At 61.7% G+C, this 12,673-nt stretch carries 9 protein-coding genes and 1 tRNA gene; 3 read left to right on the top strand and 7 right to left on the bottom strand.

The window, feature by feature from the left end; genetic code table 11:
• Positions 1-148: 148 nt before the first annotated feature.
• From speB to BMZ35_RS14265, 5 genes are all read right to left on the bottom strand, one after another.
• Positions 149-997: an agmatinase gene (gene speB / locus BMZ35_RS14285; RefSeq protein WP_093094545.1), complete on the bottom strand. Its 849-nt coding sequence runs from the start codon at positions 995-997 to the stop codon at positions 149-151.
• Entirely contained in the window at positions 994-2,163 is a 1,170-nt protein-coding gene (locus BMZ35_RS14280; RefSeq protein ID WP_093094544.1) for a carboxynorspermidine decarboxylase, read from the bottom strand. Before BMZ35_RS14280 ends, speB begins: the two co-directional genes overlap by 4 nt.
• A 134-nt stretch (positions 2,164-2,297) precedes the next feature.
• A complete protein-coding gene (locus BMZ35_RS14275) occupies positions 2,298-3,509 on the bottom strand; it encodes a saccharopine dehydrogenase family protein (RefSeq protein WP_093094543.1) in 1,212 nt (403 codons plus the stop codon).
• A 16-nt stretch (positions 3,510-3,525) separates the two neighbouring features.
• Positions 3,526-5,415: a biosynthetic arginine decarboxylase gene (speA, locus tag BMZ35_RS14270; RefSeq protein ID WP_093094542.1), complete on the bottom strand. Its 1,890-nt coding sequence runs from the start codon at positions 5,413-5,415 to the stop codon at positions 3,526-3,528.
• Between the two features lie 218 nt (positions 5,416-5,633).
• Positions 5,634-6,647 (bottom strand): AraC family transcriptional regulator, encoded by a 1,014-nt coding sequence (locus tag BMZ35_RS14265; protein ID WP_093094541.1) that lies wholly within the window; start codon positions 6,645-6,647, stop codon positions 5,634-5,636.
• A 93-nt stretch (positions 6,648-6,740) separates the two neighbouring features.
• Between BMZ35_RS14265 and BMZ35_RS14260 the strand changes: the two genes are divergently transcribed.
• From BMZ35_RS14260 to BMZ35_RS14250, 3 genes are read left to right on the top strand one after another with little or no spacing between them, the layout of a single operon-like run.
• Positions 6,741-8,522, top strand: coding sequence for an acyl-CoA dehydrogenase family protein (locus BMZ35_RS14260; RefSeq protein ID WP_278247153.1), 1,782 nt, complete (start codon positions 6,741-6,743; stop codon positions 8,520-8,522).
• Between the two features lie 21 nt (positions 8,523-8,543).
• Positions 8,544-9,350 carry a methylthioacryloyl-CoA hydratase gene (gene dmdD, locus BMZ35_RS14255; RefSeq protein WP_093094540.1) on the top strand — a complete coding sequence of 269 codons (807 nt, stop codon included), beginning with the start codon at positions 8,544-8,546 and terminating at the stop codon, positions 9,348-9,350.
• A 16-nt stretch (positions 9,351-9,366) separates the two neighbouring features.
• Positions 9,367-10,983: an AMP-binding protein gene (locus tag BMZ35_RS14250; protein ID WP_093094539.1), complete on the top strand. Its 1,617-nt coding sequence runs from the start codon at positions 9,367-9,369 to the stop codon at positions 10,981-10,983.
• Positions 10,984-11,209: 226 nt separating this feature from the next.
• Here BMZ35_RS14250 and BMZ35_RS14245 read toward each other — a convergent pair whose 3' ends face one another.
• Positions 11,210-12,106, bottom strand: a complete 897-nt coding sequence (locus BMZ35_RS14245; RefSeq protein ID WP_165610092.1) for a sulfotransferase domain-containing protein — start codon at positions 12,104-12,106, stop codon at positions 11,210-11,212.
• A 436-nt stretch (positions 12,107-12,542) separates the two neighbouring features.
• Positions 12,543-12,619 (bottom strand) — tRNA-Arg (locus BMZ35_RS14240).
• Between the last annotated feature and the right edge of the window lie 54 nt (positions 12,620-12,673).

Here is a 12,673-nt window from a genome sequence, read left to right as displayed (position 1 = left end):
TGGTCCTGACAAGCAGACATCCGGGGATACAGGCGGAGACCCGGTTTTCCGAAACCCCGTCAAATCTGCGGCCGGAAAGCATGCCCCCCCGAGGCGCGCCCTTTCCGGCCCCAGCCAAGTAATCCCGGCGCGCGGGCAGACACGGCCGCTAGGCGCAGCAGGCCGCCATCAGCCGATAGGTGATCTGGGCCGCGGTAAAATCCCATGCGGTCTGGCCATTCGGCGCAAGTTCTACCACGTCGATCCCGACACAACGCCGCCCCCTGAGCGCGGCCTCGACGAGTTGCACCGACTGATAGAAGTTCAGCCCCCCGGGCACCGGCGTGCCCGTCGCGGGCATCTGGCTCGGATCCAGCCCGTCGACATCGAAACTGACATAGACCAACTCCGGGAAATCCTCGGGCAGGTCGACCGCATGAATATTGCCTGTCACAAGCTCTTCGGCGTCGACGTAAAAAACCTTGTTGGCGACCCGGCTGTCGATCTCCTGCTGGCACAGCGCGCGCACGCCGAACTGTGCAAGCCGAACGCCCTCTTCGGCCAGAAGGTGCATCACCGAGGCATGTGAATGCCTATTGCCCTGATAGGCGACCCGCAGGTCCGCATGGGCATCGATCTGAACCAACCCGATCGGCTGCCCCAGCGCGCGCGCCACGCCCGTCACCGCCCCGTAGCTCAGCGAATGCTCTCCACCCAGCGTCACCGGTATCTTGCCCGCCTGCGCCACGGCTTCGGTCTTGGCCGCGATCCGGGCCATCACTTCGGGCAGCGGGCCTTCGCAATCGACCGGTGCATGGGTGTAGATCCCCTCGGCGCAGGGCACCTTGCCCTTGCACTCACGCTCCAGCTCATTGGAGGCTTCGAGTATGGCCGCCGGCCCCTCCCGCGTGCCCGCCCCATAAGACACCGTGCGTTCCAGCGGCACCGGAATGACGTGGAACAAGGCGTCTGCGCCGCGCTCGTGTTCGGTAAGTTCGCTCTCGAGGAAAATGCTCATGACAGTCTTTCTTTGAAGTCTTGGTATCCGAATTGCCTGACGATCCTCAGCGCATCCGTGTCGCTGTTCCAAAGGGCAATCGTCGGCAGAGGTACACCGTTGAACGTATTGGTCTTGACCATCGAATAATGCGCCTGATCGAGAAAGGCGAACCGCTGTCCGATCTCGAGCGGCCGCTCCCAGGTGTAGTCCCCGATCACGTCCCCGGCGAGGCAGGACGGCCCCCCCAGTCGATAGGTCGTCCCCGTTTCGGCTTCCCCCATCAGCGCCGGGCGGTAGGGGGCCTCGATCACGTCCGGCATGTGGCAGGTCGCCGAAATATCCGTGATGGCAAGGGACATGCCGTTCACAGGCAGGTCAAGGATTTCACCGACAAGGATACCGGCATCCAGCGCCACCGCCTCGCCCGGTTCGAGATAGACATCAACGCCATGGGACTCCCGGATACCCCGCAGGAAGGTGATCAGCGCCTCGCGGTCATAATCGTCACGGGTAATGTGGTGGCCACCCCCGAAGTTCAGCCATTTCAGGTCCGCAAGATAGGGGGCAAGCTTGGGCGCGACCGCCTCCCATGTGCGCTGCAAGGGTTCGAACCCCTGTTCACAAAGCGTATGCATGTGCAGCCCGTCGACACCCGCCAGCACCTCGGGGGTCAGCAGGCTGACCGGGGTGCCAAGGCGCGAACACGGCGCGCAGGGGTCATATTTCGGAATCTCGCCCTCGGAATGCTCGGGGTTGATGCGCAGCCCGACCTGCACACCCGCCGCCCGTGCCTTGTCAAGGAAACGATCCTTCTGCGCGGGGCTGTTGAAGATGATGTGATCCGACAGCGACAGGATCTCGTCGATATCGGCGTCCTTGTAGCCAGCGCAAAAGGTGGCGACCTCGCCACCGTATTCCTCACGCCCCAACCGCGCCTCGTAAATGCCCGATGCACAGGTGCCGCCAAGGTACTGACGCACAAGCGGGGCAAGGGCAAACATGGAAAACGCCTTGAGTGCGCTCAACACGTGGGCGCCCGAACGGTCGGAGACATCCCTGAGGATGGCAAGATTACGCTCCACGGCCACCTCGTCGACCACGAAACAGGGCGCGGGTACACGAGAGAGGTCAAAGTTGCGAAAGGCGCCGGCGTCTCCGGCCTGGGTTTGCATCATGTCAGACATTGGGTGTGCTCCAAGTGACGAGGGCAGCGCCCGAACCGGGGCGGAAGCGTAGCGCCCGCCCGTCAAACCGAAGGTTTGCCTTCGGCAAAACGTGGCGGGTCGGGCGCTGCCCGGCGTTGCCGCCGGGCGATGTTTTAGAACTCGACCGGACCGTCGAGTTCGTGCACCTGCCAGGGCAGACCATGGGCATTCAGCATGTCCATGAAATCGTCCGGGTCGAGCTGTTCCATGTTCCAGACACCGGGTTCCACCCAGTTGCCCTTGAGCACCTGCGCCGCGCCGATCATGGCGGGGACGCCGGTGGTATAGCTGACCGCCTGCGAACCAACCTCGGCATAACATTCCTCGTGGTCGCAGATGTTGTAGATATAGTAGGTCTTCTCGCCCGAGCCGTCCTTGGCCTGACCCGTGGCGATGTCGCCGATGCAGGCCTTGCCCTTGGTTTCAGCACCCAGATCGCCTGGATCGGGCAGCAGGGTTTTCAGAAACTGGATCGGGATGATTTCCTTGCCGTCATGCATCACCGGATCAATCCGGGTCATGCCGACATTTTCCAGCACCTTGGCGTGCATGATATAGGCATCACCAAAGGTCATCCAGAAGCGGGCACGCTCGATCTCGGGGAAATGGGTCGACAGCGATTCCAGTTCCTCGTGATACATCAGGTACATGTTCTTCGGCCCGATCGCCGGGAAGTCGAACTCGACCTTGGTGGTCATCGCCGGGCTGGTTTTCCATTCGCCCCCTTCCCAGTGACGCACCTCGGCCAGAACCTCGCGAAGGTTGATTTCCGGGTTGAAGTTGGTGGCAAACTCCTGATCGTTCGAACCGCCATTGGCATCCAGCACGTCGATCTGGCGGATCGTATCAAGCTTGTGTTTCTTGAGCCACTTGGCAAACACCGAGGTCACGCCCGGATCAAAGCCCGACCCGAGGATCGCGGTCAGACCCGCCTCCTTGAACTTGTCCTGATAGGCCCATTGCCAGTGGTATTCGAACTTGGCCACATCCTCGGGCTCATAGTTCGCGGTATCAAGGTAATGACAGCCCGCCTCAAGGCAGGCATCCATCAGCACGAGGTCCTGATAGGGCAACGCCAGGTTCACGAGAATCTCGGCCCCGGTTTCCTTGATCAGCGCCACCGTGTCGGCCACGTTATAAGCGTCCAGCGCGGCGGTCTTGATCTCCACGCCCACCCGCTCTTTCACGCTGGCGGCGATGGCGTCACATTTGGCCTTGGTCCGGCTGGCCAGCGTGATCTCCGTAAAGATATCCGCGTTCATGGCCATCTTGTGCACTGCTGCGTGGCTCACGCCACCGGCACCAACAACAAGCGTCTTTCCCATGGGTGTCTCCTCGTGGTTATTCGAAATACGTGTATCCATTCATCGAGTCCCGATAGGCCCCGATCAAAGTCTTGCGATCCTTCGCCGTCAGTTGCCCGGCCGAAATCGCCTCATCCACCATCCTGCGGAACGACGCGATACAGGCCGCCGGGTCGAACTCGACGTAAGACAGCACCTCGGCAATCGTGTCGCCTTCCTGTTCGTGCAACAGGTCGAACCCGCCATCCGCACGCAGGTCGATCGTCACCACGTTGGTGTCGCCAAAAAGGTTGTGCAGATCGCCCAGCGTCTCCTGGTAGGCACCGACAAAGAACACCCCAAGGTAATAGGGTTGATCCTCGGGCAGCGTATGCACCGGCAGGGACGGAGAAATGCCGCCACTCAGGATGAACTGGTCCATCTTGCCGTCACTGTCACAGGTTATGTCGGACAGAACCGCGCGCCGGTCCGGGACCTGATCCAGCATCTGAAGCGGTGCGATCGGGTGCAACTGGTCGATTGCCCAGACATCCGGCAAGGACTGGAACAGCGAGAAATTGCAGTGATACACATCCGCGATTTTCTTCAGCTCCATGTCCAGATCCGCGCCGTGCTCACCTTCGCGCGCGATGTCCTTGATCCGCGCCATGAGGTGCAGGTAGATCCGCTCGGCCCGCGCCATCTGGCGCAGTTCCACATGGCCGCGCCGGAACATGGCCCGCAGCTCATCGCGATAGAAAAGCGCATCGTTCCAGCATTCCTGAACCCGCTCCGGCACAAGATAACCCGAAATCGCTGCCAGATCGGCCATCAGGTGATGGTCATCCGGCTCGACCTCCGGCGCGTCCGGCGCGTCATAAAGGGTGCTCTCCAGCACATCAAAGATCAGCATGGACGACGTCGCCGAAACCGCCCGCCCGCTTTCCGTCACCAGCACCGGATGCTCGATCCCCGCTTCGTCCATCTCATAGGCCACTGTCTCGACGACGTTGGCGCAGTATTCCTCCATGGAATAGTTGATCGAATTGTCCGAGGCCCGCTTTTCGCCGGTGTAATCCACGCCAAGCCCGCCGCCCAAGTCCAGATGAGTCAGCGGAACCCCCTCGCGGGTGAGCTCCGAAAAATACCGGCAGGCTTCGATCGCGGCGCGGCGCACGTCGTTCACGTCCGGCACCTGGCTGCCAAGGTGCGAATGCTGCAACTTCAGACAATGCAACAGCCCCTTGTCCCGCAACCGGTCTACCACCCGAAGCAACTGATCGGTGTTCATGCCAAAGGCCGACCGGTCGCCCGAACTGCTGGTCCATTTGCCGCTGATCTGGTTGGTCAGCTTGACCCGAACCCCCAAAAGCGGGTCCATGCCCAGCTCCTGCGCCACCTCGATGACGATTTCGGCCTCCTTGGGGCTTTCCAGCACGATAACCGTGTTGAATCCCAGCCGCCGGGACAGGATCGCCAGCCGGACGAATTCCGCGTCCTTGACGCCATTGCAGATGATCAGCGCTTCCCTGGACAGACGATGGGCCAGCGCGATAACAAGTTCCGGTTTCGACCCGGCCTCAAGCCCGTAATGGTACTGCCGCCCGAACTCGACGATCCGGTCCACCACCTGTGACTGCTGGTTCACCTTGATCGGGAAAACCCCACGATACGGCGCGCGATAGCCCGTCTTTTCAATCGCCTTGGCAAAGCTTTCGTTGAGATGACGGATTTCCGCCTCGAGAAAGCTTTTGACCCGCAGCACGAGCGGGCTGGCAATACCACTCTGTTGCAGGTCCTGCAGGATCGCCGGCAGGCTGACCGCCGGGGCCTCGGGATTGGCCGGATCGCACAGGGCGACATCCCCGTTCGGCAACACGGTCAAAAGGCCTTTGCTCCAACGGTCAATGCCGTAGATGGATTCAGAAAGCGGTTGTTCTGCAGGCATTCGAACAAACCTCGTGTAAGATTTAGGAAAGGATGGGAGCGTTGATCACCGGCGTCAAGGCCGCGCAGGACTACGCGGGTTCGATCTGTCCGGCATTGAGAAGATGAAGCCAATTCATCCGCGCAAACTCCAAATCATGCCCTCTGCTGAGAGCTGACCGACCGATAGTTTCGTGACGTCAGCGAGTCAATCAAAAATGGATCGGTCAGCCCCCCGCCCTACACCCGATATGACCCCGGCGTGCGGTTTGTCCATTTGCGAAAGGCGCGGTGGAAATTGGCCGGGGCCGAAAACCCGGTGTCAAAGGCGATCTGTTCGATGCTCTCCGCACCGCTCTGCAACGCCCGGATCGCGATGTCCCGGCGCAGCGCGTCCTTGATATCCTGAAACGATGTCCCTTCCTCGTTCAACCGCCGGTTCAGCGTCCGGGGCGTCATTTTCAACGCTTCCGCCGCCTCGGCAAGGCTGCAGCTCTCCCAGTCGGCCCCATAAAGAAAAGCACGAACACGAAGGCTGTTGGTATGGGCCCGCGATCCCGTGAACAGCCAGTCAAGCGGCGCCCGATCAAGGAACTCGGCCGCCTCGGCGGGGCTGCGCGTGATGGGGCGGGTGAACTGCTCCGGGTCAAAAAGGATGCTCGTGCTCGGGGCGCCAAACCCCACCGGACAGGGAAACATCACCGCGTAATCGGCATAATAATCCGGGCGCGCAAAGGCGAATCTCACCGCCTTCACAGGTGTTTCCGCGCCCCCGAGCCATGACAACAACCCATGCGCCAGTTTCAGCAGAAGAACGTGCCCGAAACGCTGTGGCCGCGTCACCTCGGCACAGGGGATCATCGCCAACTCCACTTCGCCCGCAGCGCTGCGCAATTCAAGATGCACATCGTCCAGGATCAGGTTCCAGTATGTCGAGAAACGATACAGCGCCGATGTCAGGCTGCTCGCCTCGCGCTGCACGGTCACGAGATGCTGCAACGCGCGCGGGCGGACGGGACGGCTCCAAAGCCCCATCATCTCGTCCCCCGTCTCGGGCGCGGCAAGCTGGTAAAGACGCGCGATCTCGTTCATCGTCACACGCTGGTTCGGGGTCATCGGACCCGTCTGCAACCCCGACCGCTTCAACAGCGCCTCCATTTCTTCCGGCGCGCAGCGCAGTTTCAGCGCGTCCAGCCAATCCTGGATGAACCCCGCCGATACGGTGGTCAAAGAGACGGGGTCCTGACGGGTCATGTTATCCTCGGTTTGGCGCGATCGGATACAATTTTGGCAAGAAATGAGCTTATCGGCAAGCCATACGGTCGCTAGATGACGTAAACCCATAGTATGACGAAAGAGCCCGGCATGTCCTACCAGCCCCCCGTAAAAGATCTGATGTTTTGTATCGAGCACCTCTCCCACTGGGATCAGGTCTCCACGCTCCCGGCCTATGCCGATCACGATCTGCCCGACATCGGGGCCGCACTCGAAGGCTTTGCCCAGTTCTGCAGCGAACAGGTTGCCCCCCTGTCCCGTGCCGGGGACATCGCGGGCGCCCGGTTCGAAGCAGGCCGCGTGATCCTGCCCGAGGCCAATGCAGAGGCCTATGCACAGTTTGTCGAAATGGGCTGGCAGGCCCTGACCCATCCGGTTGAATATGGCGGCATCGGCCTGCCGCGCGCAGCCGGTGCGGCGGCGGTCGAGATCCTGAATGCTGCCGACACCAGCTTCGGCCTTTGCCCGCTGTTGACCGACGGGGCCATCGAAGCCCTGCTTCTGACCGGTTCTGACGAACAAAAGGCCACCTACCTCGAACCGCTGATTTCCGGGCGCTGGTCGGGCACCATGAACCTGACCGAACCGCAGGCGGGCAGCGATCTGGGCCTCGTGAAAACCAAGGCGACGCAGCGCGACGACGGCACTTATGGCATCTCGGGCACCAAGATCTTCATCACCTACGGCGCGCATGACCTGACCGAGAATATCATCCATCTCGTGCTGGCGCGCACCCCCGACGCCCCCGCCGGGCCCAAGGGGCTGAGCCTGTTCATCGTTCCGCAAAAAATGGTCGGGCCGGACGGCACACCGGGCGCCGAAAACACCGTCAACTGCGTGAGCATCGAACACAAGCTGGGCGTCTGCGCCAGCCCCACCGCCGTACTCGATTATGACGACGCCACCGGCTTCCTGATCGGCGAGGAAAACCGTGGGTTGGAATACATGTTCATCATGATGAACGCCGCCCGCTTCTCGGTCGGGGTTCAGGGCATTGCCGTGTCCGACCGCGCCTACCAGCGCGCGCTGGGCTATGCCCGCGAGCGCGTTCAAAGCCGCCCCGTCAACGGCGAGGCCCGCGACGCCGTCGCCATCATTTCCCACCCCGACGTGCGCCGCATGTTGCTGCGCATGCGCAGCATCACCGAAGGCGGGCGCGCCATGGCGGCCGCAACCGCCGGACTTCTGGACATGGCCCACCACAGCGACGACCCGCAAACCGCCGCGCTGGCCGAGTTCATGGTGCCGCTGGTCAAGGGTTTCTGCACCGAACGCGCAGTCGAAGTCGCCTCGCTGGGCGTGCAGGTCCACGGCGGCATGGGCTTCATTGAGGAAACCGGAGCCGCACAGCACTATCGCGACGCCCGTATCCTGCCGATCTACGAAGGCACCACGGCCATTCAGGCCAATGACCTTTTGGGGCGCAAGGTGATGCGCGACGGCGGCGACACCGCCCGCCGCTTCGCCGCCCGGATTGCCGACACCGAAGCCCTGCTGGCCCAAGGCAACGCCGACGCACAGGCGATCGGCACAAGCCTCGCGCAGGCGCGCGCCGCCTTCGAAACCGCGCTCGACTGGCTGCTCGACACCAGCCGCAAGGACATCGACGCGGCCTTTGCAGGCTCCGTGCCCTTCCTCATGCTGTCCGGCACGCTGGCCGCAGGGTGGAAACTGGCCAAGGGCGCGCTGGCCGCACAGGCGGCGCTGGACGCTGGTCAGGACGCACCGTTCATGACCTCGAAAATCGCCACCGCGCTGTTCTATGCCCAGAACATCCTGCCCGACTGTACCGCCGAACAGGCCCGTATTCTGCATGGCACCCGCAGCCTGCTTGACGCGGATTTCCCCGAATAACGCCCCGAAAGGACCAGACCCATGAATGATGTCGTGTACCCCGACACCTACGAGACCCTCGCCATTTCGCCCCGCGAAAACGGCCTCTATGTCGTGACCCTCAACCGCCCGACCAAACGCAACGCGCTCGACGTGGCCACCATCGAAGAACTCATCCGCTTTTTCAGCGGCGCGCGCATGGCTGGGGTCAAGGCCGTCGTGCTGGCGGGCGAAGGCGATCACTTCTGCGCCGGTCTCGATCTGGTCGAACACTGGAAGGCCGACCGCAGTGCCGATGACTTCATGCATGTCTGCCTGCGCTGGCACGAGGCGTTCAACAAGATGGAATATGGCGGGGTGCCGATCATTGCCGCGCTCAAGGGTGCGGTTGTCGGCGGCGGCCTTGAACTCGCCAGCGCCGCCCATATCCGGGTCATGGACGACACCACCTATTTCGCCCTGCCCGAAGGCCAGCGCGGCATTTTCACCGGCGGTGGCGCAACGATCCGCGTATCGGACATGATCGGCAAATACCGCATGATCGACATGGTTCTGACGGGCCGCGTCTATCAGGGACAAGAGGCCGTGGACCTTGGTCTTGCGCAATACATGGTCGAAGGTTCCAGCATGGACAAGGCGATGGAAATCGCCGCCAAGGTGGCCCAGAACCTGCCCCTGACCAACTTTGCGATCTGTTCGGCGGTCAGCCACATGAAGAACATGTCCGGCCTTGATGCGGCCTATGCCGAGGCGTTTGTCGGCGGCATCGTCAACACCCAGCCGGACGCCCGCGCACGTCTCGAAGCCTTCGCCAACAAGACCGCCGCCCGCGTGCGGCCCAACAGCTAAGACAGGCGGAACCGGGATGCGCCAACACTTCGAAGCCCTTCGCAAAGTACCGGCAAACCACGTGCCGCTGTCGCCCTTGTCCTTCCTGCGCCGGGCCGAGGCCCTGCACGGCCCGCGCACGGCGGTGATCTATGGCGACATCCGGCGCAGCTGGAGCGAAACCGCCCGGCGCATCCGCGCGGTGGCCAGCGGTCTTGCCGGACTTGGCGTCGAAAAGGGCGACACCGTGTCGGTGCTCAGCCCGAACATCCCGGAACTCTTCGAACTGCACTTTGCCCTGCCGCTCTGCGGCGGGGTGCTCAACACGCTCAATACCCGGCTGGAACCGGACACTATCGCCTATATCCTGGATCACGCCGATACCAAGCTGGTGATCGTGGACCGCGAGCTTGCTCCGCTCCTGTCAAAGGCATTCGCGCTGCTGGGCCGGACCCTGCCGGTGGTTGAAATCGTCGATCCGAACGCGGTGGACGAAGCCCCGCTTGGTGGTCCGACCTATGACGACCTGACCGCCGCCAATCCCATGCCCATCGCCCTGCCCGATGACGAATGGGATGCCATTGCCCTGAACTACACTTCGGGCACCTCGGGGCGGCCCAAGGGCGTCGTCTACCACCATCGCGGCGCCTACCTGATGGCGCTCGGCACCGGGACCGCGTGGCAGGTGCCCCCCTACCCGGTCTACCTGTCGGTGGTGCCCATGTTTCACTGCAACGGCTGGGGGCACCCATGGCTGATGGCCATGCTCGGGGCCACCGTGGTATTCACCCGCGCGCCAGCGGCCCACCTGATCCTGGAGGCCATCCGCACCCACGGCGTGACCCATTTCGGTGCCGCCCCCATCGTGTTGCAGATGCTGGCCGAAGCCGAAAGCGACGCCGCACCGTTCGATCCGGCAATCCGCGTCCTGACCGCCGGGGCGCCACCGCCGCCTTCGGTTCTGGAAAAGACCCGCTCCATGGGCTTTGACGTCATGCAGGTCTATGGCCTGACGGAAACCTATGGCCACATCTCCCAATGCCTCTGGCAGGAGGACTGGAACACCCTCACCCCGGCGGAACAGGCCGAACTGCAGGCCCAGCAGGGCATTGCCTTCCCCATGGTCGAAGAGGTCACGGTGATCGACCGCAACAGAGGCGCGCCCGTCCCGCGTGACGGCACTTCGCAGGGGGAAATCGCCATCCGGGGCAACACGGTCATGGCGGGCTACTACAAAGACGCCGAGGCCACGGCGAAGGCTTTCGAAGACGGCTGGTTCTGGTCCGGTGATGGCGCGGTCCAGCATGAAAACGGCTATGTCCAGATCCGCGACCGCCTCAAGGACGTGATCATTTCGGGCGGCGAGAACATCTCGTCGGTCGAAGTCGAAGCGGTGCTCTACCGGCACGACGCCGTGCAAGCCGCCGCCGTGGTTGCCATGCCACACGAGAAATGGGGCGAAGTCCCCTGTGCCTTCATCGAACTGCGCGACGGGGCCGCGGCCACCGGCGACGAGATCATCACCTTCTGCCGCACCCACCTCGCGGGGTTCAAGGCCCCCAAGGCGGTCCTGTTCGAAACCCTGCCCAAGACCTCGACCGGCAAGATTCAGAAATTCCAGCTCCGCGACCGCGCCCGGGCCATGCACTCATAACCCGTCCCGGCGGCGCCCACCCACGGTCGGGCGCTGGCTTGTGTTGTGACGGGTCGCAACGGCGGCAAAGTCCCGCAAATCAAAGCGCTGCGCGCGACACAAGCATTGGCGGTTATGTGGACGAAGCCGCCATTCGCTGGCGCCGTCTCATGACAATGCTGAGCGGGACGAAGATTCTGTTAAGCGTTTGTGTATGACCGAGGCGTCATATCAAATTACGACAGCCTCACGGTTCTCGCTGATCCCCCCAGTTCAACCAGGCAGCGTGCTCGGGCGACAGGAGCGAAGCGCAGCTTTCATGGTAGCGTGCGAATTCATTATCACTAAGGCGGCCTTCCCACTTATTGGATGTGCCGGACGCAAAGAACTTCGCTTGGTCCACGAAGGGCGAATCTTTGTGAAAGCGTCTTTCGCTGGCTTCGACTACCTTGCGCATACTGGCAAATGTATTTGCCTCTGTCAGCGCAGTCAGTGTTTCCGGTGACAGATCGATTTCCAAAATTCGAGCAAGCCGCGCAATCTGTCCGTGCAGGTCTTTGCTCAAATCGGCGTAATGGAAGAAATGCACGTTCCCCTTGCCCTCACGCGCTCTGGCCTGCTGGTAATGATGTATAATGGAGTGCACAGTAAGATCATCCGTGCCCGTATCGGTCAGTGGTCCCTCAACAAATCTGTTGAAACCTGTCCGTATATCGTCGGGGAACATCTCTAAAAGAGGGCCAGCATCTTTCATGTTCTCAACGTGGCTACGAAACGAGAAGTGGGCATCGACCGGATGACGATACACAACGATATAGGTTGGCTCTGAACCATATGAGATGCCGTCCATGGGCGTATGGCTTTTGAGGCAGCGCCGACGCGTCAGGCTGGCTTGCTTTGCGGCGATTGCCTTTCGGTCGCGAAATCCACAATCGAGCCAAGGTGCTTCTTCTCTGTTGCCGGCATCCGGAACGACCCTGCCATGTATCAGCATCATGACGATATTCAACGTCCATGTCGTGCCACATTTAGGGGGCGTGCAAACAATCACGTCATTTGGCCGCAGCTGAAATTCATCCCAAATGTCGGTATTCGTGACCGGGCCAAGATAATCGCGGTGACGTTCGGTTTGGACTGTCTGCATTGGACTTCTCCCCTGTCCGTAACTCCACGTTAGCGGGCCATCACCCAACCGCAAAGCTTTTTGAGCGTCAGGAACGCGAAGCGAAAAAACGTCGACTTCGGGCTCACAGCCCGCTTTCGCCGCGCTCTGACCGAGTTGCCGCTCACCATTCTCAGGCAACATTTGGACCCGATTGTAGCTGGCCGCACTTTTCCTTTGGATCAGGGGATTAGGGCAAGCCCCCAGGCCGTCATAGGGAAAGCGCCGCCCTTCTCATCGGGCAACTCCATCAGCTGCGCCTGCGGGCCATATCACCCATGCCAAATAGCATTGCCGCGCTCCTTCCCGCCTGCGCCACGTGGCCGCTCAGCAGGAACAGACTACACGGACAAAATCGTGAATTGGGTCACGTCATGACACGTGGGTCAGGGCCGTATGACATTCAATGGAAAGGTAATGGCGCTCTGGGGAGGATTCGAACCCCCGACCCCTTGATTCGTAGTCAAGTACTCTATCCAGCTGAGCTACCAGAGCGCGGTGGAGTGGGATTTAGTCCCAACGCCCGGGGTATGCAAGGGCAAAATTCAA

Origin of the sequence: Shimia aestuarii (genome assembly GCF_900114635.1) — a bacterium.
Classification (GTDB): Bacteria; Pseudomonadota; Alphaproteobacteria; order Rhodobacterales; family Rhodobacteraceae; genus Shimia; species Shimia aestuarii.
The sequence above is the reverse complement of the archived record's forward strand: the minus strand, read 5'-3'. Positions and strand labels throughout refer to the sequence as shown.

Bases quoted from the DNA above. Each gene is read 5' to 3' on its own strand.
- BMZ35_RS14280 (WP_093094544.1), bottom strand. From the start codon at position 2,163: ATGTCTGACATGATGCAAACCCAGGCCGGAGACGCCGGCGCCTTTCGC.
- dmdD (WP_093094540.1), top strand. From the start codon at position 8,544: ATGAATGATGTCGTGTACCCCGACACCTACGAGACCCTCGCCATTTCG.
- BMZ35_RS14260 (WP_278247153.1), top strand. From the start codon at position 6,741: ATGACGAAAGAGCCCGGCATGTCCTACCAGCCCCCCGTAAAAGATCTG.
- BMZ35_RS14250 (WP_093094539.1), top strand. From the start codon at position 9,367: ATGCGCCAACACTTCGAAGCCCTTCGCAAAGTACCGGCAAACCACGTG.
- speB (WP_093094545.1), bottom strand. From the start codon at position 997: ATGAGCATTTTCCTCGAGAGCGAACTTACCGAACACGAGCGCGGCGCA.
- BMZ35_RS14245 (WP_165610092.1), bottom strand. From the start codon at position 12,106: ATGCAGACAGTCCAAACCGAACGTCACCGCGATTATCTTGGCCCGGTC.
- BMZ35_RS14275 (WP_093094543.1), bottom strand. From the start codon at position 3,509: ATGGGAAAGACGCTTGTTGTTGGTGCCGGTGGCGTGAGCCACGCAGCA.
- speA (WP_093094542.1), bottom strand. From the start codon at position 5,415: ATGCCTGCAGAACAACCGCTTTCTGAATCCATCTACGGCATTGACCGT.
- BMZ35_RS14265 (WP_093094541.1), bottom strand. From the start codon at position 6,647: ATGACCCGTCAGGACCCCGTCTCTTTGACCACCGTATCGGCGGGGTTC.